This is a genomic window from Bacteroidota bacterium, from assembly GCA_008933805.1.
Classification (GTDB): Bacteria; Bacteroidota; Bacteroidia; order UBA8524; family UBA8524; genus SB11.
On the sequence record WBUH01000002.1, the window covers coordinates 370,118 to 394,733 of the forward strand.

23 protein-coding genes are annotated in these 24,616 nt (G+C 40.4%); 11 read left to right on the top strand and 12 right to left on the bottom strand.

All coding sequences use genetic code 11. The features are described from left to right. Positions 1-5: 5 nt before the first annotated feature. From F9K23_03765 to F9K23_03805, 9 genes are all read right to left on the bottom strand, one after another. Positions 6-1,247 (bottom strand): restriction endonuclease subunit S, encoded by a 1,242-nt coding sequence (locus tag F9K23_03765; GenBank protein ID KAB2918271.1) that lies wholly within the window; start codon positions 1,245-1,247, stop codon positions 6-8. Then, positions 1,247-4,138: a type I restriction-modification system subunit M gene (locus F9K23_03770; GenBank protein KAB2918272.1), complete on the bottom strand. Its 2,892-nt coding sequence runs from the start codon at positions 4,136-4,138 to the stop codon at positions 1,247-1,249. Before F9K23_03770 ends, F9K23_03765 begins: the two co-directional genes overlap by 1 nt. A gap of 112 nt (positions 4,139-4,250) precedes the next feature. Continuing rightward, a complete protein-coding gene (locus tag F9K23_03775; GenBank protein KAB2918273.1) occupies positions 4,251-5,207 on the bottom strand; it encodes a hypothetical protein in 957 nt (318 codons plus the stop codon). 756 nt (positions 5,208-5,963) lie between these two features. Then, positions 5,964-7,004 carry an AAA family ATPase gene (locus F9K23_03780; GenBank protein ID KAB2918274.1) on the bottom strand — a complete coding sequence of 347 codons (1,041 nt, stop codon included), beginning with the start codon at positions 7,002-7,004 and terminating at the stop codon, positions 5,964-5,966. 103 nt (positions 7,005-7,107) lie between these two features. Next, entirely contained in the window at positions 7,108-8,100 is a 993-nt protein-coding gene (locus F9K23_03785) for a restriction endonuclease (GenBank protein ID KAB2918275.1), read from the bottom strand. A gap of 3 nt (positions 8,101-8,103) precedes the next feature. Continuing rightward, positions 8,104-9,123, bottom strand: coding sequence for a DNA cytosine methyltransferase (locus F9K23_03790; GenBank protein KAB2918276.1), 1,020 nt, complete (start codon positions 9,121-9,123; stop codon positions 8,104-8,106). Positions 9,124-9,230: 107 nt separating this feature from the next. After that, the gene (gene mnmE, locus F9K23_03795) at positions 9,231-10,616 is read right to left on the bottom strand and encodes a tRNA uridine-5-carboxymethylaminomethyl(34) synthesis GTPase MnmE (GenBank protein ID KAB2918277.1); all 1,386 of its coding nucleotides are present in this window, start codon (positions 10,614-10,616) and stop codon (positions 9,231-9,233) included. Next, entirely contained in the window at positions 10,612-11,145 is a 534-nt protein-coding gene (locus tag F9K23_03800; protein KAB2918278.1) for a hypothetical protein, read from the bottom strand. The genes mnmE and F9K23_03800 overlap by 5 nt, the downstream gene beginning before the upstream one ends. Next, positions 11,129-11,569 carry a DUF2452 domain-containing protein gene (locus tag F9K23_03805; protein ID KAB2918279.1) on the bottom strand — a complete coding sequence of 147 codons (441 nt, stop codon included), beginning with the start codon at positions 11,567-11,569 and terminating at the stop codon, positions 11,129-11,131. Before F9K23_03805 ends, F9K23_03800 begins: the two co-directional genes overlap by 17 nt. On the opposite strand from F9K23_03805, the gene F9K23_03810 reads away from it, so the two are divergent. The 4 genes from F9K23_03810 to F9K23_03825 are packed head-to-tail and all read left to right on the top strand — an operon-like array spanning position 11,524 to position 14,226. Next, positions 11,524-12,336: a carotenoid biosynthesis protein gene (locus F9K23_03810; protein KAB2918280.1), complete on the top strand. Its 813-nt coding sequence runs from the start codon at positions 11,524-11,526 to the stop codon at positions 12,334-12,336. The two genes, F9K23_03805 and F9K23_03810, sit on opposite strands and share 46 nt — an antisense overlap. 46 nt (positions 12,337-12,382) lie before the next feature. Then, a complete protein-coding gene (locus tag F9K23_03815; protein KAB2918281.1) occupies positions 12,383-12,985 on the top strand; it encodes a glutathione peroxidase in 603 nt (200 codons plus the stop codon). Then, entirely contained in the window at positions 12,985-13,446 is a 462-nt protein-coding gene (locus tag F9K23_03820) for a carotene hydroxylase (GenBank protein ID KAB2918282.1), read from the top strand. The genes F9K23_03815 and F9K23_03820 overlap by 1 nt, the downstream gene beginning before the upstream one ends. A 51-nt stretch (positions 13,447-13,497) precedes the next feature. Further along, complete coding sequence (locus F9K23_03825) at positions 13,498-14,226, top strand: hypothetical protein (GenBank protein KAB2918283.1); 729 nt, start codon at positions 13,498-13,500, stop codon at positions 14,224-14,226. 147 nt (positions 14,227-14,373) lie between these two features. On the opposite strand, the gene F9K23_03830 is transcribed toward F9K23_03825, so the two are convergent. Beyond that, a complete protein-coding gene (locus tag F9K23_03830; protein ID KAB2918284.1) occupies positions 14,374-15,249 on the bottom strand; it encodes a hypothetical protein in 876 nt (291 codons plus the stop codon). A 718-nt stretch (positions 15,250-15,967) separates the two neighbouring features. Here F9K23_03830 and F9K23_03835 point away from each other — a divergent pair. From F9K23_03835 to F9K23_03855, 5 genes are all read left to right on the top strand, one after another. Further along, a complete protein-coding gene (locus tag F9K23_03835) occupies positions 15,968-16,405 on the top strand; it encodes a hypothetical protein (GenBank protein KAB2918285.1) in 438 nt (145 codons plus the stop codon). Positions 16,406-17,025: 620 nt separating this feature from the next. Continuing rightward, the gene (locus F9K23_03840) at positions 17,026-18,249 is read left to right on the top strand and encodes a bifunctional 3,4-dihydroxy-2-butanone-4-phosphate synthase/GTP cyclohydrolase II (GenBank protein ID KAB2918286.1); all 1,224 of its coding nucleotides are present in this window, start codon (positions 17,026-17,028) and stop codon (positions 18,247-18,249) included. Between the two features lie 42 nt (positions 18,250-18,291). After that, a complete protein-coding gene (locus F9K23_03845; GenBank protein ID KAB2918287.1) occupies positions 18,292-20,211 on the top strand; it encodes an ABC-F family ATP-binding cassette domain-containing protein in 1,920 nt (639 codons plus the stop codon). Between the two features lie 54 nt (positions 20,212-20,265). Further along, positions 20,266-21,555 carry a DUF5103 domain-containing protein gene (locus tag F9K23_03850; protein ID KAB2918288.1) on the top strand — a complete coding sequence of 430 codons (1,290 nt, stop codon included), beginning with the start codon at positions 20,266-20,268 and terminating at the stop codon, positions 21,553-21,555. Between the two features lie 114 nt (positions 21,556-21,669). Beyond that, positions 21,670-22,194 carry a hypothetical protein gene (locus tag F9K23_03855; protein KAB2918289.1) on the top strand — a complete coding sequence of 175 codons (525 nt, stop codon included), beginning with the start codon at positions 21,670-21,672 and terminating at the stop codon, positions 22,192-22,194. Positions 22,195-22,246: 52 nt separating this feature from the next. On the opposite strand, the gene F9K23_03860 is transcribed toward F9K23_03855, so the two are convergent. After that, a complete protein-coding gene (locus F9K23_03860) occupies positions 22,247-22,684 on the bottom strand; it encodes a helix-turn-helix transcriptional regulator (GenBank protein ID KAB2918290.1) in 438 nt (145 codons plus the stop codon). A gap of 158 nt (positions 22,685-22,842) precedes the next feature. Then, entirely contained in the window at positions 22,843-23,235 is a 393-nt protein-coding gene (locus F9K23_03865; protein ID KAB2918291.1) for a hypothetical protein, read from the bottom strand. Positions 23,236-23,447: 212 nt separating this feature from the next. Between F9K23_03865 and F9K23_03870 the strand changes: the two genes are divergently transcribed. Next, the gene (locus F9K23_03870) at positions 23,448-24,020 is read left to right on the top strand and encodes a 30S ribosomal protein S16 (GenBank protein KAB2918292.1); all 573 of its coding nucleotides are present in this window, start codon (positions 23,448-23,450) and stop codon (positions 24,018-24,020) included. A 5-nt stretch (positions 24,021-24,025) separates the two neighbouring features. Continuing rightward, entirely contained in the window at positions 24,026-24,547 is a 522-nt protein-coding gene (rimM, locus tag F9K23_03875) for a 16S rRNA processing protein RimM (GenBank protein ID KAB2918293.1), read from the top strand. Positions 24,548-24,616: the final 69 nt, after the last annotated feature.

Below are 24,616 nucleotides of genomic sequence, written 5' to 3' on the forward strand. Positions count from 1 at the left end.
ACAATTTATATATTTACCCTTACTTTACCGCTTAATAAATCTTGCATTAAGCCTGTTTTAAGGGATTGGAGTTTAATCGAATGAGTATTTTGTGTATTTATTAAAAAAATTATTTGTTCAATTTTTTTAATAATTAATTCTTGTTCTAATATACCTTTAGGTACTAAAATAGGTAAATTTAAAAGACTTTCTTTATTTAATTTAAATCTACCGGCACCTTGGCGAGTTAGGTGGAAAATTATATCCCGATGTAAAAAAAAATAATGAATCCATTTTGTGATACACTTATGAGTCCCTTTTAAGATATGTGCATGATTACTTACATTGAATCTTCCCGATGCAAGAATAGTTTGTGCGTGATTTTTCCATTTTAAAAAATGGTCTCCGTCTTCGCCAATTAATACAAATGTACCTTCAACCCTGAATGTGTTTATTTTATCTATTATACCTGTTGCTCCATAATAAGGATATGTACCAATTATTTTCTCCCTTTCAATGGCAGAAATTGGTTTTCTCAAATTGTTATACAACTCAATACAACTTTTAAGAGGAAAACACTCCCATTCCTTCGGAATCCTGCCCAGCGGACTGTCTTTAAATTCGTGCGTTTCTTCGCTGCGTATGTTACCGTTTTCGTCTATACCTTTGGTAAGCAGGTCTTGCATCAGGCCTGTTTTTACGCGGTTGTATTTGGCTATAAGGGCTTGGGTTTGGGTTATGGCTTCATCCACCTTGCTAAGAATAGCGGCAATGGCTTGTTGCTCAGTTGTGGATTTCGGGATGGTGAATTCTAACTCTTTTACAATTTTTGCGTTTAAATTACTCTGAGTTGTGTGGGCAGAATGAGCAATAATTGTATTCCTTTTTTCAAGCAATAAATAGTATAAAAACTCAAGAGTAATCTTCTTTTCATTGGGAATAATATTAAGTATTGCTTGGTTAGTTGCTAATTCTATTAAATTTATTCTTGGAACTCCAAGTGTAGCATATATTGAATACAATATTGAATATTCAGGAACTAACCATGCGGACGAACTGTTAAGACCTTCTATGGTTATTTGTTTAATTGTTTGTGATACGTATTTATTGGTATTAGTTAAATCTTCGATAGAAGCAAACGGAATGTTCCCATCATAATAAAATGGATTATCGCTTTTTGGAGTGCCTCCTGAACGCATTTTCAAAACAAGTTCAATAAACTGTTTCTTATTCCACCCATAAGGAATATTCACTTTGTTTTCTTCCATTAATTCAAATAATTTAATTGGGTAAGAAAATCGTTTAGTTCTTTCATGGTTTCGTTGCGTTGTGCCTCTATACTTTGCGCAGAAACAAAGTATTTATCGTACAGGTTTTCGCAAGCGGCAATTAGTGCCCGTGTTTCAGTACTTAGGTAGCGTTGCAGTTGGTTGTTTATTATATCAAAGTGTTTTTTAAGTATCAGTTTTTTTGCATCATCATCGGTAATTATACCGCCTATTTCCTCCAACAAAGCATCTAGTTTTTGCATGTGTTTTTGCAGCAGTTCTTTGTCTTTTAGGCGTGCGGTGTAGGCTTTGCTTATTTCTTTAAATTCTTTTTGGGCGTGTAGTACCTGTGCCAGTTTAAACAGGGTTTCGGCTGTGTTTTCGGTGTTTATTTTCAACTCTTTTTCAAGGGCTGTGGTACTTGCCTTTATTTGTTCAAAACTGGCAGTTGTTTTTAAATCTGTTTTAAAGTGTGTTATCAGTCCGGCTATTTGGGCATCCAGTTTGTCAAGTTCAGTATTGGCAGTTTGCAGCAGTTTTTTGCTTTCTTCTTTTTCATCTTCGGTACCGTAGCGTTTTAGTATTAGTTTTAGTTGCAGTTCGGCCTGTTTTTGCTTAAGGGTGGCTTTTATATCCTTTATGGCTTTTTCGGTAGCAGTTATTTTTTTCTCTGCTTCTTGGTAGGGCAGAGCTTCTTTTGGGGTTAGTTTCTCTTTTAGGTAGTAGGCTATTTGCTTTTTCAGCTCTTCTTTTACTTTGGCGGTGGTAATGGTTTCGTCTTCTTCGGCTTCCAGTTCCAACAGGTTGGCGGTTTCTTCCACAGTTTCATCCAACAGGGTTTCTTTTTCAGCTTGTTGGTTTTCTAAGGCTTCAATCTCGGTTTGCTCTTTGGTAAAAAACTCTTCAATCAAATAGTTATCGGGTATAAGACTGGGTTCCCATCCGTTTTGCATTATGGTTTTAAGGTCGTATTTTATATTGTCCCACCAGTTTACAAATACCCCTGCTATTTGGTACTTATCCAATACCCCTACGGCTTCAAACTTTTCTTTAATAGTTTCCAGCAGTTCTTTTCGCACTTTTGGCAGTTTATCACCGCCTGCGGTAACGTATGCTGCAATACTGTCTGATACTTGGTTTTCTTTAACTTTCTCTTTTTGCCCAGCCAGTTTAGAAAAATCTTCTTTGGCCAGTTGCCACCAATCTGCCAGGTGCAAGCCCAAGTGGGTTAGCGTATCAATAACATTTTTATCGTTATCTATATGGGCTTTTATCTGTGCTTTTTCGGTTATAGCAAACTCTTTGTAACCTTCGTTTTTATCTTTAAATAATAGGTGTGCGTTGTAGCCAAATTTTTTGGCCTGCGTATTTTGTATAGTGTTAACTTCAGTAATGGGTATGCCACCTATAAGGTGTGCCTTCACATCTTCGGGTTCAGGCTCAGGAGTGTTATCTACATACCGTCTTATGTTTAGTGTGTAATCAAAGTCGGCTATGGTTGCTAAATCTACCAGTTTTGAGTACTTAGCCTCTTCTATTTTGTGGGTAAATACATAATCTATCTTTTCAATATCCTCGGGTCGCAGGTTGTTTTGCTTTTTGCCTTCGGCATATTCTTTATCGGCATTTATAAAAAATACTTTGTTTTTTAGCTCATCGGGTTTGTTTTTGTTTAACACCATTATGCAGGCGGGTATGCCTGTACCATAAAACAACTGCGGGGGTAGGCTTATAATGCCCTCTATTACATCGGCATTTAGCATGCCTTGGCGTATTTCTTTTTCTTTACCCCCTCTAAACAGCACGCCGTGGGGCATTACCACTACTACTTTACCTGTTTTTTTGCAACTGGCCAGCATGTGCTGCACAAACATTAAATCGCTTTTTTTGCTTGTTTCAGGAGCAAAACCATACGGGAAGCGAGCAAGGTATTTCATTTCGCTGCGGTTATAGTTTTGCGAAAACGGCGGGTTGGCTATTACCCTGTCAAACTGCATTATTTGTCCGTTTTGCTCGTGCAATGGCTCTGTTAAAGTATCACCAAACTCAATACTATATTTAGTTATATTGTGCAGGATAATATTCATTTTGCAAATGGCAACAACGGTGGGGTCTAGCTCTTGCCCAAAAAGCTGTATGTTCTCTGCGTTTTGTCCTTGCTCTTCAACATATTGATACGATTGTATTAACATACCCCCCGAACCCGCTGTGGGGTCGTAAATTGTCATTCTTTCTTCGGGTTTAATTAATTGTACCAACAACCTAACCACCTGATAGGGGGTGTAAAACTGTCCTCCTTTTTTTCCGCTTTCATCCGCAAAATGTTTCAACAAGTATTCATAGGCTGCACCCAATAAATCGGGAAATTCAAAGTTTTCATTTATAAGTGCCGGAAACTCGTTAAAGTGGTCAATCATATCCTTCAAGTCCTTGTTTTTCACAATAGCCTTGCCGTCAACATCTTTATTAAAGTTTACCCTACCTTTAAAAATACCTGTAAGTGTTTCAGGGTTTGCTTCTTCAATAGCATCCAGTGCTTTATTAAGCATTTGCCCGATATCATTTTGCAGGTGTTTTATAGGAGGGTGTTCGGTTCCGTTTTCATCAACAAAACCTTGATGCCATCGCGCCCTTAGGGGCACAAAAAAAGTACTGCCATAAGTAACTTTGTCTTCTAATACTTCGTTTAGGGTAGCTTCATCTAAATGAGAATAATCTTTTTTGCGTATTTGTTCTCGTTTTTGGTCAAACACATCCGACATACGTTTGAGAAACAACATGCCAAAAATAAATTCTTTGTATTCTGATGCATCCATTTTGCCGCGTAAAATATCAGCGGCTTTCATTAAGAAATTTTCTAGTTGGGTTAATTTTATCTTATCGTTCTTCACTGTATGCTTTGTGTTTTAGCTTATTCCCTACGGTTACAAAGTTGTATGGAACTATGAGGGTAGGTTTTCGCTCCAAATTAAACCAAAAAATACAGCAAGAGGTAGTTTTTCTTCACCCCCACATCACAGGATAATCATTATCAGTGAGTGCCCATCCTGCAACGGGGTCGGGTTTAATTAGCACATCGGCAAGGTCTGCACCCTGTTCCCGCATAGCGGGGGTAGCCCTTTTTTCTAAATAGTCGGAAACCGAAATTTGAGTGCGCGGTATGAGTATGCCTGTGGCTTTTTGTTTCCACTTGTGATATTGGTTCACATCCGGAAACAGTACAATCCTTTTACCCTTTAGGGGAGCAAACATTTCATTGTGCATGTTTTGTGCCCCACCTGTTGCCAGCCAGTTGAACGTAGGCATAAACACACTTGCTATAATAGCGGTTTTTTCGCTCTCAACAATGGCTATTGGTTTGTCAGGATAAGAGCTTATCAAATGCTCACCAAACAAACATTGTTTTAAGTTGAAATCAGGTTGTTTAATCACACTATGCACCCACGTAATGTAGTTGTGTGGTTCTTTTACACGTTTACCCGTTGCGGGGTTGTACAGCATTATTTTACCTGTGTGTACATTTCCCTGTGCATCTACCTGCCAAAATACGGTTGCACCCGGCCAATGTTTTGAGGTTCCTACGGGATATGTTTTTAGTAGCGTGTTGGTTATTTCAACCCCAAACAAGTTGTTCAGGTAAGTTGCAAAGTGGTTGCTTTGGTAGCTTTTAAGGCTGTTTGCAGCAATACAGGGGGCAATGTAGCTTGTAGTTTTGGATTGTGTTTTAGGCTTATGGCTAAAACGGTTAGGCGGTGGCAGGCTGCCGTTATCAGCAAAGTATTGTTTGGGGGTGTAGTGGTGGCCGCATTTATCTAAGCGGTTGCATTTTCCAACGTGGTGCGCAAGGGGTTCACCCGTTTCAATCTCTACATACAAAGTAAACTGGCGGGGCTTGCCGCAGGCAGGGCATTGGTGGCGACTGTGCGCGCCTTTATAGGGTTGCAATTGATAGCGGTGCATTTTATTTGATAGTTGGGTGATAGGTGTTCACGGTGATATACACCACTGAATGTGAACGGCGTGAACAAAATAGTACTGTTTATTTTAACCGGTTGTTATTGTATCATTAAACGCGACGTAATTAATGCGTATATCTTTTGTTTGATTGAGGATGCTTTTGTTCTCGATTTGCCAAAATTATTTCTTCCTGATAAACAATAACTTATGATTCTTTAATGACGATTGTTGCAAAAACGGTCAGCTTAAACTTGACAAAAGTCTATTAACAAAGTATAGTCTATAAATGGTCGTTACCTATAAAGTCGAAGGTGTATTGAAGCTTGGAGCTTCAACCTTCAAAAAGGGTTGGGAACTGATTAAACTGCTGTTCCCTTACTTCGTCCTCTTCCGGCTGGCGTAATGCCATACTTTTATCGGGAAAAGTCTTAAAACTGATGGCCACAGTTTTGGGACTTTTTTCTTTTTAATGCAACGTATTGTCATTCTAACTGTAGGGAAGAATCTTATTGGTAATGTGTAAATAGGTTATATTAAACACAATTGAAATAAAATGGTGTGCGGCGGCCAGTCATTCCCATTTAAAATGGGAATCTGTGAGGTGGACATTCTTAAAATTAGTCTTGCGCACAGAATCCCTCCTTCGAGGGAATGACGTTCCCAACTCACTCAATATGGAAGCGTAGTAATTGTTTTTACATTACCCGTTCATGTGTTCACAATGTTCACGTTCAGCAGTGTAAGTGCTTGTGAGCGCTTTTACAGGTTGATGTATTTGTTTACCACCCCCAGCGATAAACCCAACTGCGATGCTATTTGCCTTTGGCTATGGCCGCACTTGCTAAGCTGTTTCACTTCATCAATAAGTTGCTCCCTGCCGGCTTCTTCGTGGGTGTGCAAATGCTCAGTCTCATAACTGTAGTTTAAAAACTCAAACTGCAAAAAATTAAGGGGTTTATCAATGCGGCATACGCATACGTTTTCAGCCCCGTATAGTTGGGCGGTATTGCGTTGCTTTATCTGTTTAAGGTAGCGCAGTTGGGAGCTTTGTGTACTCTCGCCAATAGCAAAGGCACTATCGCAAAAATTTATCAGCATTTTGCTGCCCTGCAAATCGTTTCGGGTAATGGGCTTGGCCAAATCGCGCTTGGGGGTGTGGGCTAAGGCCAGTATAGATAGGTTGTGCTTTGTTTTGAGGGCTTTCATCAGCTTCATAAGCGGTAGGGCATCTTTGGCCTTTTCGGTTTCGTTTTTCAAATACGTTATATTATCAATAATTATTATTTGCGAACCTGTGTGCAATATGGCCTGCTCGAAAGATTGGTACAAAAATGTTTCGTAATCGGTGAAACCAACGGGCAAATCAGCATCGGGGTCAATCTCAGCACGGTGAAAACGGTGACTGAATTGGTAGTGGCCTTCGGTAGGGTGCATATAACGTATTTCAAACTGCTTTCCCGATAGTTCAAAATCAAAGTACAGCACCTTTTGCGGCGGGGTTTGCAGCGCAAAGCCGGGTATGGGCTGCCCGCGACTAATGCTGTCGCCCATTTGCACGGCCAGTATGCTTTTGCCAAGGTTGGTATCGGCAAACAGTATGCACAGCTCGCCTTCGTGCCAAAACTCGCTAAAGAGCATACGGGGCTGGGGTTTGTTTTTTACAGCATCAATCCAGCCGTTGGCGGTGTGCACGGCAAACAGTCCGAAAGTACCGTCGGTAGGAGTATTGGCCAGTTTTACGGCCTCGTTTTGAATGTCTTTTTGGGTGATGCTTGTTTTGATAGTTTTATTTTCATCCATGCTCTATTATTTGAGAACGGATGGTTTGTTGCGGTTAGGCAATTGGCATTAAGGGATGGACGATGATGGTTCTGAAAACAGGCAATATGGTTATCATAAATTACTAATACGCACCCAAAAATTTGTGTCCGTTAAAATGTACTAAGTGGTCTGGATTATCAGCAATCCAAACTTCTGTTTCCCAAGCTATATCAAGCATCCATTTTCTAAAATCAGCCCGAGTAAGAAAGCCAGTAACAAAAATTAATTCAGCATTGCAATCTTTTAGCATTTTCTTCAATTCTAGCACTCTAGTCTCACTCATAGGGCCAGAGCTGTATACTGCTTCAATTAAATAAAGCCAATTATTTTTCTTACTGTACGCAATTATATCAGGTAATTCATCATGTGATAACTCAAAGAAATTCAGCTTTTTCAATTCCTCCACTTCGATATGGAGACTTTTGTTTGATGTATCACCGATGTAGAGTACCTCACAATTACTACCAAAGCGGGATAAAAACTCCTCAATTAGAGCTTTTTGTAGAATATTATGCTCTCCTAATGAAAGCTCTATACTTTTCCCATTAGGAAGGCTTACAGGAATTTTCTCTAAGTCCCTTTTACGAGCAAGAGTTTCAGACAATGCAGGCTTTGCTTCATTAAATTTCCTTAATTCAATTTCCCATTGAGTTGTTTTGTAACTTAGTAATAACGTTTTGAAATCAGGATGTAAAGCATACCCTCTTGTTGGGTCATTTGTTGCTGAACCTTTATTAGCCCCACTATTTACAACAAGGTCTGCAAGCACTAATAATTTAAGATCTTTCCGTCTGATATCATCATAAGAACCAGGAGAAATATTCTCTTCAAAGTTTTTATTAATGATTTGAATAATCTCTCTTGTTTTAAGATGGATAGTATCATCAATGTTTTTTATTGTAACCCAATCATCAGTAACACCAGAAACAGCTAAAAAACTTAGTGCCATTTTCTCTAATGCTCTTTCAGATTTTTTGTCAAAAGGAATACCTACACTTTCTAAAATTTCGAGAGCTTCGTTAATAATTTTCTGAACAGCTTCTGATTTATTACTCTTGCTGATGTAATTCTTCATTTTTTAGAATAGAGATAAAACTTGATTGGGTTGCATATTATTTTCTATAATTTCAAGAGGGGAATAAAGTTGGTCTGTTTTAAAGCATTCTTTTAGTGAGGTTGCTAACTGATAAGCGAGTAGCGGGGGAACTGCGTTACCAATCTGATTAAATCTTTGTGTTTCATTACCAATAAACTCAAACCAATCAGGAAAACTCTGTAACCGAGCAGCTTCATTATGAAGCAACCTTCTTCGTCTACCATCTTTTAATCTCACGCGTTGCATATCGCCTGTTGCTCCTGCAAGATTTCTGCAAGTCAAAGTCCTTGCTGGTTTTTCAAAGTATAAATCTCTAGGGTTAATACAGTGAGAGGCTTTTTCATATTTTGCAACATAAGCATCCATAGAGGGAGTTAGAAACTTACTATCACTTGGAGCGTTGAACATTGTATCGCCGATAGCTTCCCCAACAGTTACTTTCCTATTATGTGTCTGCGGAAAATTGAATTTTGCCCTGTGTCCAAATACAAAAAGTCGCTCTCTATTTTGAGGCACTCCATAGTTTACCGCATTTAAAAGCTTATAATCAATTATATACCCCAGTTTTCTTAGTTCGATTAATATCAAATCAAAATACCATTTGTTACCATAAAGAAGTCCCCTAACATTTTCAAACATAAAAACCTTGGGGTGCAGCTTTTTTACAGCATCAATAAAAATTGGAAATCCATCTCTTGCATCTTTTATGCCTTTTTGATACCCACCAACACTAAAAGGTTGACATGGTGGACCTCCAATAATGATATCAGCTTGGGGATAATCAAAATCAAGATCAAGTTTTACATTAAAACATTCCCCCGCTAAATTTTTATTATATGTATTACAAGAGGCATTATCCATTTCAAACCCGATAGTCTTATAACCAGCTGCCTCAAATCCAAGGGACAATCCTCCACAACCTGCAAACAAATCAAGAACTATTTCTCTTTCGGTAATTTTAGGTCTTAAAACCTCATTTATATATTTGACATACTCAGTCATTTCATCTTTACTAATTCAAAAGTAAACAAAACCAATCTTTTTGTTGTGATTACGCGAGTTTTCGTGTCAAATATTCTTTAGGCAGACATCGTTAATAGGGCATTCAATCACTTTCCAATACAAAACTTGCTGAAAATATTGGCCAGCAGGTCGTCAGTAGTAATGTCACCCACTATTTCACCTAAATGGTGTAGCGAGCGGCGAATATCAAAGGCCAGCAGCTCGCCGGTTATGCCGCTATCCAATCCGTTTACAACGGCTTCAAGAGCGGTGGCGGTGTGTTGCAGGGCTTCGTAGTGGCGCAGGTTGGTAATAATGGTTTGGTCGGCAGTGTGGGTATGGGTGTTGGCAAAAGTTTCAAGGGCGGCCAACAATGGGGCAATATTTTTTTCTTTAGATGATATTACTACCACATCGCCCAAGTGGGCATATTGTTGTTGCAGTTGTTGGGGGTTGTGGCCTTCGGCTTTGTTTCCCACCAGCAGCAGTTTGCCTGTAAAATCGTTCAGTACCTCCAACTCGGCGGCAAGGGTTTGGGGTGTGGTGGTGTTTACATCAAACAGGTAGATAACAAGGGCGGCGGTTTTTATTTTCTCGTGCGTGCGGCCAATACCAATGGTTTCTATCTCGCTATCGCTGTGGGTGCGTATGCCTGCGGTATCAATAAACCTAAACACTATGCCGTTTAGCTGCATGGCCTCCTCTATGGTATCGCGGGTGGTGCCTGCTATATCGCTCACTATGGCTCGTTCTTCGTTTAGCAGGGCGTTTAGCAGGGTGCTTTTGCCTGCATTGGGTTTGCCTGCTATTACGGTAGGTATGCCGTTTTTTATCACATTACCCAGTTTGAAGGATTGTTGCAGGTTGTTTACCACTCCCAATATTTCGTACACAAGGGCTTTCAGTTGGTCGCGGTTGGCAAACTCAACGTCTTCTTCGGCAAAATCTAACTCTAATTCTATCAGCGAGGCAAAGTTTACCAATCGCTCCCTAAGCATTCGTATCTTTTCAGAGTAGCCGCCACGCATTTGGTTCATGGCGGTTTTAAGGGCGGCTTCGCTATCGGCATTTATAATATCGGCAACGGCCTCGGCTTGTGATAAATCAAGTTTTTTGTTGAGGAAAGCACGCAGGGTGTATTCGCCCGGTTGGGCAAGCCTTGCACCGTTGTGCACCAATAGTTCCAGTACTTTTTGCAGTATGTATTGCGACCCGTGACAGCTTATTTCGGCAACGTCTTCGCCTGTGTATGAGTTGGGGGTTTTAAAGATGGAAACCAGTACTTCATCAAGCACGGTATCGCCGTCTTTTATCTTGCCAAAATGCAGGGTATGGCTGGGCTTTTCAGCCAAGTTTTTAACGGTAAATATTTTATCAAGTATGGCAAAGGTGTTGCTGCCGCTAAGTCGTATAATGCCTATGGCTCCTACACCGCTGGGTGTGGCAAGGGCTGCAATGGTATCGGCGGGGTTGTATCCTCTCACAGTATCAATCTTTCCGCAAAATTACGGGACGCAGTTGATATTCGTCGGCAGAAAGTGTGTATTCGGTTTTTACAAATTTGCCATATACCCAGTTTGCCAAGAGTACTAAGGGTACTGGAGCTGCTAAATACAGCATTTGGGTGCCTAAGTTATAAATACCGCTGCCTGTATTGATAAGGTAGGCCAGTTCTAACACGGCTGAAGCGGCCAGTATATTACCGCCGTACACCCAAACGGCTTTGTTGGGTATAAGGTACCTTTTTTTATCGATGCGCACTTTTTCAATATCGGCGTAGGCTACTGTGTAAGTGGCAAACTCAATGGCCGAGTCTTTTAGTTTTAGAATTTTATCGGTAAAGTAGCCAACGTCGGTTTTTAGCTTGTAGGTGATTTCCTGCCCTTCGTAAAAAGTGTATTTCTTACCATTGCCTTGTTTGCCCAATATCATAAAGTTAATGGGCTGTGCCTTTGCACTGATAAACAATCCTATAAGTGCAATTATTCCTATAAAACGTGGAAGGCTATAGTTGGGCGTCATTATTTTTATTCGTTATCTCCCAGCTTTTATCGGCCAGAAGTATCATACTTGCAATATACTCATCATAGGGCATTTTTTTACCCCATTCGTCGGGAGCAATCATAGTAATAACGTCTTTTCCGTTTTTTCGGTATAAGTGATACTGCTGTCCTACTTCGGGGGTAAAGCGAAGGTCGGCTTCATATATTCTTCTCGAAATTTCGACCCGTTCTTCAATTTTTCTTACCTGCTCCAAAATCAACTCGGCTTGTTTGCGAAGCAACAATATTTGCTGGTTGGCGTGTTGCTGCATCGATTCGTAGGCAGTGGCTTTTATCAGCCGTTTGTCTTCGGTTTTTATGGGCGGCGAGCTTACCGTAAGCGGATAAGGAGCAAACGATGCTTCGCCTTCGTACAAGGGTTTATCTTTTTCGGGGTCTTTCAAAGCAGTTCAAATTTAAGCATAAAACAAGCGTTTGGCTATTTTGTTGGAGTGAGAATCTGAAATGTGGGTGTGGGGGTATCAAATTCACCCAAACAAACCCCATATTTGCGTTGTTCATCGTTGTTAGCATGGCAAAAAAGAGTAAAAACGCCCGTTGGGGAATTATTGTACTGATTATATTTCATTTGGTAGGGTTAGTGGGCTTCAATATCCCTTCGCTAAAGCCAATGTTTATGCAATTAGTGCCCTACCATTTGCTGTTGTGTTTAGGGGTACTGCTGGCATTTCACCAACCGTGGAAAGGAAAGTTTGTGTTGGGAGCAATTTTGGTAATGTTTGCAGGCTGGGCTATTGAGTGGGTAGGCGTTGAAACAGGAAAAATATTCGGCAGCTACCACTACGGGGCTACTTTGGGAAAAAAGTTTGACGGTATTCCGCTGATTATTGGCGTTAACTGGTTTATACTGCTATACAGCAGCTTATTATTAGCCGAAATGATTACCAAGTTAAACTGGCTTAAATGTGTGTTGGCAGGAATTTTTATGGTGCTGATGGACATACTGATAGAGCCTGTGGCCGTTCGCTATGATTATTGGCAGTGGCATACGTTGCACATTCCTATACAAAACTACATAGCATGGGGTGTATTTGGCACTTTGCTGGCTTTTGGTTTTAGCAGTATAAAATTAAAACTGCAAAACCCTGTGGCTGTGCCACTTTACGCAATACAGCTTGTTTTTTTTATGATAATGAATGTTTTGCTATGAACCAAAACGCCATAGCTTTGTTTATTGATTTTGAACCGAAGAAACCATGAAAAAAGTGATAACATACGTAATTATATTGGGTGCTGTGGCCTTAGTGGCCTTGGCTTTTGTGTTGCCAAAGAAAGATAAAGCACCTGCAGCACCAGCAAACAGTGATGTACCAAAAACCTTTCACGAGTTGAGTTTGAAAACGCTTGACGGAAAAGGACAAATAAACTTTGCCGATTACAAAGGCAAAAAAGTTTTGTGCGTAAACGTAGCCAGCGAATGCGGTTATACTTACCAATACGAAGATTTGCAAAAATTATCAGAGCGATATAAAGATACGTTGGTAATTGTAGGATTCCCCTGCAACCAATTTGGCGGCCAAGAGCCGGGCGCACCTGAAGAGATAGCCACGTTTTGCCAAAAGAATTACGGTGTTTCTTTTCCGTTAACAGAAAAGATTGAAGTAAAAGGCGACAACCAACATCCTGTTTACCAATGGCTAACTAAGAAACAATACAACGGTGTGGATGATTACAGCGTAGCGTGGAATTTTAACAAGTTTTTGTTGGACGAAAACGGTAAGCTGATGGCTCATTTTGGGTCTAAAACCAAACCGTTCGACGCTGATTTAATTAAACTTATTGAGAAGAAAGCACAATAATGCACACTGCGTTTAACATTGCTGTAGTTATTGCTACTTTTTTGGTGATGGAGTTTATGGCGTGGTTTACCCATAAATATGTGATGCACGGGTTGATGTGGTATTTTCATTACGACCACCACAACGGACGCAAAGGTTTCTTTGAGCGCAACGATGTTTTCTTCTTGATTTTTGCCATACCCGGTTGGTTATTCACCATGTTTGGTATGATGCACGGCAACGACTGGAAACTGTTTGTGGGCATTGGTATCATATTGTACGGACTTGCTTATTTTTTGGTGCATGATGTGTACATACACCAACGTTTTAAGTGGTTTAAAAACAGCAATTGGATATATTTTAGAGCCATACGCCGTGCCCACCGCGCCCACCACAGTCATTTAGATAAACACAAAGGAGAATCTTTCGGGATGCTGATTGTGGGACGTAAATACTGGCAACAGGCAAGAAACAGTAAATAATCCCTTGCGATTCCCTAACTTTGTGATACACCAAAGGGAATCAATACGTTATTGAAAAAGGTTTCAGCAGTTTTATTATTTCTTTTTGCCACTTTTTTTGCCCAAGCTGAACGGTTAAATACTCTTGCCGAAATTTACGAAGAGCCGGGCAAGCAAACTATTGCCCAACTGTACAAAGGCACTACCATTTATGTGGGCGAGCAAAACAAAGGCTGGGTAAAAATTATTGCCGTAGTGCAAGCTGCCAAAGCAGGCTACGACGAATACACGCTCACGCTCCCCCAAAAAACACAGTTATTTACTACTGATAATCAACTTACAGGGTTTGCTTCGGGTAAACTAAAATTGCCCGCAGGCTATTACTACACCGATACTAAAGTGGTGTTTGAGTTGGTTGGGTATATCCGCATCTCTGAAATTGATTCTAATTGGGTGCCCGAAAGGGTGTTTGCCAAAATGGTAGATTCAGCCCTCAGCAATATTTCTTTTGTTGATTTAGCCCCCCGCTTGGATAGTTTCGGTTTTTTCAGTCCTTTGGCCGATAGCGGTTTCGCTGCGTTTCAGCTAAACGAAGTGGTGGGAATTAATTATAAAAACCCTGCGCAACGTCTCAAACTGGTGTTTTATCAAAACCGGTTGGTGGCTATTTTCCACAAATACCCGTTTTTATTAAAAACCAAAGAGGTTATTATAGTAAGCGGTCGCGAGAACTTGATTTACCTCCGCGACTTAAACGCCCGCGAAAAACGCATTTTCGGTAAGTTGTTTCTGGGGGAGTGAGGGATTTTAGTAAATTCTTGTATAGGAGGTGATTAAAAAAAATTTATATTAAAATTTGCTTAAATGTAAGTTCCTATATAAAAAATGTGCTCTGTTTTTAGCAACTTCATGCTCGATAAAGGTTTGATAAATTGATAAGTCATCTAGCTAACAATTTTTTTTTGCTATCTCAAAGTCTGCCAGCATTGAAATATTTTTTGGGTGATTGGTTTTTGAAACCTCAATTTGTTCACCAGTATCACAATCAAGACATGTAATAGAATTATCGTCTATAGATAATCCACTTATTTCCAGTTCTATTTGCTTAGAATAGTTGTGATTTTTTATTTTTTCTTCAATATCCAAGAAAATTGGGCTACATATTAATGAATATTTCCAGCCACCTGCTAACAGTATAGCTTCTTCAATTGATATTTTTTCAAGCAATATTCTTTTGTTTTGACGATTTAGAACCAAACCACAATTAGCATATTCTTTAAGTTTTTTCTGAAGTTTTTCAACCTCCTTTTTCATTAATACTACAGACTGTTCTGGCAGAAACAATATGTTAACAACATTTATAAATCGCAAAAGAATAGGCATCCCAATCGGGCCAGTGTATGAATAATTTTCTTTATGTATTAAAAAATTTCTAACACCTCTTAAATTGTGTAGTTCACATTGAATCATTTTCTTTGGCTCAGCCGCTGTACAATCGTTAATTAGACGATTATACTCCTTTGACTTATCTTTTTGCGCGCCATTTTTTAAAGATACAGAATGTGATAGCGAAATTGATAACTGTTTACATCTAGTTTTAACACACCTTTCCAGTAAAACCACTGACTTTTCGATAGCTTCATCATATAAAGGATAATAATAGTAGGCAAATGCCATGAGATACTCTATTACTTTATAGTTTTCTACAATTTTATCAGGAACAGAGGGATGGAATTTTGCTTCAAATGCAAAGTTCAGCAAGTATTTTTCATAACCCTCACTCCCCCAAATACCCCATCGTTCATCAGCAATATGATATTTCATTTAATCACTTTTTATAAATTATCGTTAAAAGTATAATTTGAGAATCTAAATATACATATACTTTAAGAAACTACTACTACGTCATTAGAGCTTCTTTACACGATTATACCGATATCTCAATGTGTAATTGTTTTTTGAATTAAAAGAGAAGTAGAGACCAACAGCATCAATAAGCTACACCAGTTTCGCGATGACGTATATCGGTACAGCCCTTTGTCATTCTGACCGCAGGGAAGAACCTTATTTGAAATGTGTTTACAAAACGGGATAAGATGCTTCACTATCGTTCAGCAGGACAAGTGCGGAGGGTTTCCTGAGCCTGTCGAAGGAGTGCGACGGATATTTCATAAAGTCAACATTATCTTCAAACATAGAAGCTTGAAAGAGCAAATAATCAGTAGGATTGATGCTTTTGCAACGGATTAAAATCCGTTGCTTTTGCGATTACCGTGTTGGTAAGGACTTAAGTCCTTACCAACACGGTAATTTTAACAGCGAGGGGTTTCAACTCCATGCTTGTCATTCTGACCGCAGGGAAGAATCTTATAGCAACGTTGTTAACACAGACTACCGAGGGTGCTTCACTACCGTTCAGCATAAGATTTTTCGATTTGTAGTAAAAATGACAGGTGATTTTCTGATACGAAGCAGCAATTTCAAGAACTTACCATCAAAGTGTTTATGCAACATTTGGTTGCCAAACAATGTCCTGTTTTGTATGAACGGGTTAAAAGAACTAATCGGGCAATTTTCTGCTAAACCCCAACGGTTGTTGCTTATAGATAGTATAGGTGCAGCAGTTACCGTAGCTTTGTTGTTAGGCGTTGTAAAAACCAATCCTTTACTCTTCGGCGTTCCGCCAACAATAATAAACTACCTATCGGCAATAGCAGTTGTTTTCTGTTTGTATTCTCTTACAAGCTATTTTGCGCCCAACAATAAGCACAAACTTTTGCTTAAGATAATTAGTGTTGCTAACGCCACATACGCTATAATCACATGGGTAACTCTTGGTTACAATTTAGCAGGCATTACTACGCTTGGGGTAATCTACTTCTTATCAGAGTCTGCAATCATTCTCACATTGGTATATATCGAGTTTAACGTCGCAAAATCAATCTCAAGAGCTGACGCTTGGAAAAGCAATAATCAGTAGGATTGATGCTTTTGCAACGGATTAAAATCCAATGCTTTTGCGATTACCGTGTTGGTAAGGACTTAAGTCCTTACCAACACGGTAATTTTGACAGCGTGGGGTTTCAACCCCATGCTTGTCATTCTGACCGCAGGGAAGAATCTTATTTGAAATGTGTTAACAAAGCGAGATAAGATGCTTCACTACGTTCAGCAGTGACAAGTGCGTATGATTCCCTGAGCCTGCCGAAGGAGTGCGGAGGATGTATAACGGGCAGACACCCCCTTGTGTTCCTCCTTAATAGTGGGAAAGCTGGCGCGCGAGGCTTCTACAGTTGGATGATTGATTATAGTAATGCTTTTACAACGGATTAAAATCCGTTGCTTTTGCGATTACCGTGTTGGCAAGGACTTAAGTCCTTACCAACACGGTAATTTTAACAGCGTGGGGTTTCAACCCCATGCTTGTCATTCTGATCGTAGGGAAGAATCTTATAGCAACGTTGTTAACACAGACTACCGAGGGTGCTTCACTACCGTTCAGCATGGTAGGAAATAGTAATTATCAGTAGGCAAAACAGTGCAATATAAATCACGAAACTACCCCCTGTAAATCCCCCTATAAAGCCGTACCTTTGCGGCATGAAAACCGAGATAAAACTCAACACCATTGAAGAAGGTATTGAGGAGATTAGAAAAGGTAAAATGATAATAGTGGTGGACGATGAAGACCGCGAAAATGAAGGAGATTTCCTTACAGCGGCTCGCAACGTTACCCCCGAAATGATAAACTTTATGGCTCGCGAAGGTCGCGGGCTTATATGTGTGCCACTGACCGAAGAGCGTTGCAACGATTTGCAATTGGATATGATGGTAGGGCGCAACACAGCTACCCACGAAACTGCCTTTACCGTATCAGTAGATTTATTGGGTAAAGGCTGCACCACAGGGATTTCAGCTTCCGATCGTGCTAAAACCGTACAGGCCTTGGTTGACCCTACTACCAAACCCGATGAATTGGGTCGTCCCGGACACATCTTCCCCTTAAAAGCCAAAACCGAAGGCGTGATACGTCGTGCAGGTCATACCGAAGCGGCTATTGATTTTGCCCGTTTGGCAGGATTTGAGCCCGCAGGCTGTATCGTTGAGATTTTGAACGAGGACGGAAGCATGGCCCGCCTTCCTGATTTGATGGAAGTGGCACAAAAACACGATTTGAAAATATGCTCGATTAAAGATTTGATTGAGTACCGCCTGAAAACCGAAACACTTATAAAACGCGAAATTTCGGTGCGTATGCCCACTGCCTACGGCGATTTTGATTTAGTAGCCTACAAACAGGTACACACCGGCGAGGAGCATCTTGCCCTTGTGAAAGGTGCATGGGAAGAAGGCGAACCCGTGTTGGTACGCGTACACTCATCGTGTGTAACGGGCGATATTTTCGGCTCGATGCGTTGCGATTGCGGCGAGCAACTTCACGCTGCCATGCAAATTGTAGAGAAAGAAGGTAAAGGTGTAGTGTTGTACATTAACCAAGAAGGCCGAGGTATTGGCCTGCTAAACAAGCTAAAGGCATACAAATTGCAAGAGCAGGGATTGGATACTGTGGAGGCTAATTTGCAGCTTGGGTTTAAGATGGACGAACGCGATTACGGTGTGGGTGCACAAATATTGCGTGATTTGGGCGTTTGCAAAATGAAACTAATAACCAATAACCCCACTAAACGTGCGGGGCTTATAGGTTACGGTTTAGAGATTGCCGACACTGTGCCTTTGCAGGTAAAACCCAACCAACACAACCAAAAGTATTTAGATACCAAAAAACAAAAAATGGGGCACGATTTGAAAGACTTGCTTGCATAATCATCTAATAGTAAACAGAGAATAAAGAGCGTTAGAGCATAAATGATAGACTTAACCAATTTTTCGTTCGATTTTGGCGGACGATATTTATATAAAGACACCAACTGGAATATTAAACCCGGCGACCGTTTTGGGTTGATTGGGAAGAACGGTACCGGAAAATCAACGTTGCTGAGGGTGATGACGGGTGAGTACAGCCTTACCAGCGGCATCTATTCTAAACCTAAAGACGTTACTATCGGGTTTTTGAATCAGGATTTGCTGAGTTATGAAAGTAACGAGAGCATTTTGAATGTGGCTTTGCAGGCATTTAGCCGTGTATTGGAACTTGAAAAAGACATTGCCCATATATACGAGCGCATGGTGGATGACCATAGCGATGCAATTATGCAGGAGCTATCAAACAAACAAACCGAATACGAAAGTCTTGACGGGTACAACATACACCATAAAACCGAGGAAGTATTAGAGGGTTTGGGTTTTAGTACGGCCGATTTGCAAAAGCCGCTTTCGCAATTTTCGGGTGGATGGCGTATGCGGGTTATGCTGGCCAAGCTGCTGTTGCAAAAACCTGACTTGCTGTTATTGGATGAGCCCACCAACCACTTGGATTTACCTTCTATTGAATGGTTGGAAGAATATGTGAGAAATTACGAAGGCAGTGTGGTAGTGGTATCGCACGACCGTTACTTTTTGGATAAAGTGGTGAATAAAATTGCCGAGGTTGCGTTTCAAAAAATTACGGTGTACCCCGGTAACTACGAGTATTATCTTGAAACAAAAGCCGAACGTGATGATTTGCAGCAAAAAGCCTTTGATAACCAGCAAAATTACATACGTCAGCAAGAGCGTTTTATAGAACGTTTTAAAGCAAAAGCCTCAAAAGCTACGGCAGCACAAAGCCGCCAGAAATTACTGGATAAACTGGAGCGGGTAGATGAGGTGCAAACTGATGACACCAAAATAAACCTTCAGTTTAAAGTAACCCAGCAATCGGGTAAAGTAGTTTCGGAACTAAAAGACATTACCAAACGCTACGGAGATAACCTGATACTAAACAATACCAGCGGCCAGATAATAAAAGGCGATAAAATTGCCCTTATAGGTGCCAACGGTAGGGGAAAATCGACCTTGTTGCGTATTGTGGCAGGACAGGAAAAGGTAGAAGGGCAGGCGATAAAAGGGTACAACGTGCGCGAAGCTTTTTACGCACAGCACCAGTTAGAATCGTTAAATGTTAACTACGAGATATTAGAAGAATTACAACATTTTGCGGGTGACCGTAAAGACCAAGAATTGCGAACAGTATTAGGCTGTTTCCTGTTTACAGGCGATGATGTGTTTAAAAAGATAAAAGTACTTTCGGGTGGAGAGAAGGCAAGGGTGGCACTGGCCAAAACACTGTTAAGCGAAGCCAACTTTTTGTTGCTGGATGAGCCCACCAACCACTTGGATATGCAAAGTATCAACATCTTAATACAATCATTGCAGCAGTACGAAGGCACATTTTTGGTTGTTTCGCACGATAGGCACTTTGTATCACACATAGCCAACAAAATTTGGTGGATTGAAAACCATGAATTGAAGGAATATGTGGGTACTTATGATGAGTATGAAGAATGGCGCAAACGCCGTGAGGCCGAAGAAAAAGTAAAGCCTGCCGCACCTGCTGTAAAAATTGAAAGCAAGCCAAAGGTTGAAACGGTTGCTAAACCTGATGCGAACAAGGATGCTGAGCACAAAAAGCTGAACAAGGAATTGGCAACTGCCGAAGCGCACGTGGCTAAACTGAACCAGCAAAAAGAGCAGTTAGAAAACGAAATGGCGAAGCCTGAAAATGTTTCTAACGCTGATAAAATGGCTACCTTGCAGAAAGAGTACAACGCACTGACAACACAAATTGCCGCGGCTGATAAACAGTACGAAGCAATTTTTGAGCAGTTGCTTGCGTTTGAGGAATAACAAAACATACCGCCTCCGCTCTTTAGGGGCGGAGGTATAACTATACAATTACCTATGGGGGTAAAAAAAGCGTTTCTTCTGATTTTTGGTTTTGTACCGGCCATGCTTGCATTGGCGGGTGATGATGATAAAACCCTTCGCTACGAGAATTTTATTTACGAAGAGAATATCCAAACGGTATTGCTTTTTCAGGAAAGCAGTAACGACCACATGCCCGTATTAGGCTTGGGTGCTGATGACAGGTTGATGTTGCTTTTTGACCAATTGGGAACTGAAAATGAGTATTTTCAATACACGTTTGTGCATTGCAACAGCGATTGGACTCCCAGCGATTTGCAACCCATGCAATACCTTGAGGGTAATATGTTTGATAATATTGAGAGTTTTCAATACGCCAACAATACCTACTTTAAATACGTTCACTATCGTCTTAGTTTTCCTAATGAGAAGATAAAACCCAAACTTTCAGGCAATTATTTATTAAAAGTATACAGGAATTTTAACGAGGGAGAATTAATCCTTACCCGCCGTTTTTACGTACTGGATAGTAAAATAGGTATTACAGGCACGGCAATAGCAGCTACACGTCCGGATTACCGTTTTAATAAGCAAGAGGTTGATTTTACGGCCAATACCAAAAACTATTTGGTGATAAACCCCTTTCAAGATACAAGAGTGGTTATCATGCAAAACTACTGGCAGGATAATGCCATTACTAACCTTAAGCCCCAGTTTGTAAACGGGCAGGACTTGATTTACAACTACGAAGAGGAAAACGTATTTGGCGGTATTAATGAGTTTAGGTTTTTTGATACCCGCAGCTTGCGTTTTGCCAGTATGAACGTGGATAAGAAGTACTTTTTTGAAGGAGCTTACCATACCCGTTTGATACCCGATGAAATAAAAGCGTTTAAACGCCATGTAAACTTGATTGATTACAACGGTAAACGTGTAGTGGACAATAAAGACGGGAACGACGGCAATATTGACGGGGATTATACTTGGGTATATTTTACCCTGAAAAGTGAGGTGATTTTGCCCGATAGTGTGTATGTAATGGGCGAATTGACGGATTGGCGCATACAAGAGCGGTTTAAAATGACCTATAACCATGCCAACAAAGCCTACGAAGGTAAAGCCTTGTTAAAGCAAGGTTTCTACGATTATATGTACGTAACTACGCCGCAAAATCCTGCTGAGTTACCCGAAACTACCTTTACTGAGGGTAATTACTTTGATACCGAAAACGACTATCATATTTTTTATTACGTACGCAACCAGTTTCTTGATTATCATGAGTTACTGGGTTTTAAACGGATAAACTCTAATACTTCGCGAAAATAACCCTAGTAAGTCAGTAGCACCCGATAGCGGGTTCGGGGGGTATTAAAATCACCTATTGTGGGTATTTTATCAGGGGGTACAGGCAGGTAAATTTGCTTGTACAATAAATACCCTATGAAATTATTAAAAAGAATAATCCTGTTTTCAGTTGTAGTTTTTGGCTTATCATCATGTGCCAGCTATCGTTCAAAATCATACGATTATATTTATATCAACAAGCAAGGAGTGATACAAAAGCCTGTGGTAGCTGAGCTTACGGTGAAACCAGATAAAGTGCAGTTAAACCAAACGTATCACAATATGACGGTGAACGAGGCCAAAGAATCGGCTATGGTAGATTTAATTAAGGCAAACAACTGCGATTTATTAGTGCATCCGATGTTTTCTATTGAAGCCAACAGTAAGGTGTTGTTTTCTGAAAAGTGGTCATCAATACGAATAGAGCTATCGGGATATCCGGCCACTTACAAAAACATGAAAACTTTTGAAGCATCAGACAGTACCAGTTTTATGGTAAATGCCCAAATAAATAACGATGCCAACAAACCTATGGAGAGTGTGAAAGAACACAAACCCAAAACAGGTAAAATTATTTGGGGCTCTATAATAGCTGTTGGATTATTGATACTGCTATTATAGAATAGTATAATGTGATATTAGATAAAGCCATCGGCAGCACTGCCGGTGGCTTTTATATTAGGTTAAAAGCACGGGCGTATTTATTAATCTCATAAAAGGTAGTCACCTCTAATTTTCGTTTGATGTTTTTGCGGTGGGTTTCAACCGTATTTACAGTGATAAACAAAACCGAAGCAATTTCTTTGTTGCTTTTGCCCAAGGCCATTTGCAGCAACACATCCTTTTCGCGGTGGCTAAGTGTTAAAAATTTTTCACGGTGGGCGTCGTAAAACAAAACTTCCTCCAACAGGCGCACAAATTTGCGCGAGTGAAGACCCAATGCTTCGTTACTGTCTATTACCCGCTGTAGCAGCAACGTATGTTCATAAACAACGTTCGTTTCATCATTTAACAATTTGGGTACTGTTTCTAAAATAGGCTCAATTGTATTGTTTTGCTGTTTCAGGCTGCTGATACTCCCTGTAATTTCTACCTTTATTTGTTCGCCCATATGGAGTTCATTAGCCTAGAACCCTAAAGGTAAAAGTAGCAAACTGATAATACCCTCAATCGTTTGATTACTAAGCGGCTTTTTTTCGGAACAAAACAAAAGGCCACAAAAGCTATTGCTTTCGTGGCCCACACCAAACTATAATTTAACTATGTTATTTATTCATCGTCCTCTTCAGTAGCTTCCGCTTTCTTGTCTTTACGGTGCTTTTTCACCTTTTCTTTGCCTTTCTCCTTCATCTTTTCATACTCGGCTTTTTGCTCTTCGGTAAGCACTGCTTTTATTTTAGTATCGCGGTCGGTTTCAATGGCTTTCACTTTTTCCTTGCGTTCGGCTTTGGCTTCAGCTTTCAGGGTGTCTTTTTGCTGGGCCGCTTCCAAATTAATGGCCTTAATCTTCACCACCTGCTCATCAGTAAGGTTTAGTTTTTCCTTCATTTTGTTGGTGATTTTCTCGGCACGTTGCTCGGCACTTCTGCCTTTCTTTTTTTCCTGTGCCATACCGCTTACGGCAAATAGGGCGGCAATGGTAAATACTAGAATCTTTTTCATGGCATTAAAATATTAAAAGTGTTGTTAAATTTGCTCTGTTATGGGTAGGATACCTTTAAACGGTAAAGGTTTAATACACTGCCGATAAAAAAATAAAACAGCGGGTTTAAGCGTGAATTTTCGCCCCCAATTCTTGTATAAATCAAATAATTGACAGACATTTGCAGCCCCGTTGGAAATTGGAGAACCAGCGGTTAAATTTTTATACTAAAATGTCAGTAAAAATCAGACTACAGCGTCACGGACGCAAAAAAGCCGCTTTTTTCCATATAGTTGTGGCAGACAGTCGTGCTCCTAGGAATGGAAGGTTTATCGAAAAGCTGGGTATTTACAATCCAAACACTAACCCCGCTACTATTGACCTGAATTTCGAAAGCACATTGCAATGGGTACAAAACGGTGCTACACCCACCGATACTGCCCGTGCCATTCTATCGTACAAAGGCGTAATGATGAAACACCACTTGTTGAACGGTGTTAAAAAAGGTGCATTAACTGCTGAGCAAGTTGAAGAAAAATTTGCAAAGTGGTTGGATGAGAAAACCAACAAAATTGAAACTAAAGTAACTACTGTAGTAACCGAGAAGCAAACTAAACGCCTTGCCGACATGGAGCGCGAAGCGAAAGTAAATGCTGAAAGGGCTGCTAAAATAGCTGCTAAAAACTCGCCTGTAATTGAAGAAGTTGAAGCTGCTGCTGAAACAGCAGAAGAAGCTACTGCCGAAGGCGAAACCAACGTTGAAGCAGAAGGCACAGATGCTACTGCTGAAACAACTGAAAGCTAAGAACAATGAAGTACCCCGGGCACAGTTGTAGCAAGGTAGGGCGCATTGGCAAACTACACGGATACAAAGGTGCTGTAAGGATTGACCTTGACGGGGGCATTGAGGTTGAAAAACCTGAAAAAAATATGGGGCCGGTATTTTTGGTAATTCACCAAAAGCCGGTCCCTTTTTATTTTACACAATGGCAAGATGGCGGTAGTAGCCTGATTGTGAAGTTTGAGGATATTGATACCGAAGAGGCAGCCCGCGAATTGGTGGGACTTGAGGTAATGGTGCCTGATAAATGGATTGTTGACGATGGGGGCATAAATGCTTCGGCGTTGATTGATTTTACCGTTGTTGACAGTGAGTTGGGCAAACTGGGTTTCATACAAAATTATATGGAGACCCCTGCCCAAACCTTATTGTTTATGATGATGAACGGCCGCGAGGTGTTGATACCTTTTGTGGATGAGTTTATTAAAGACATTGATTTTGACAACCAAACCCTGCACACCACGCTGCCCGAAGGTTTGATTGATTTATAATTTCAAAAAAAAACAGAGCTTTTAGTTTTTAGACGCCCGTTTTGGTGCATTTCAAACTGTAAACTAAAA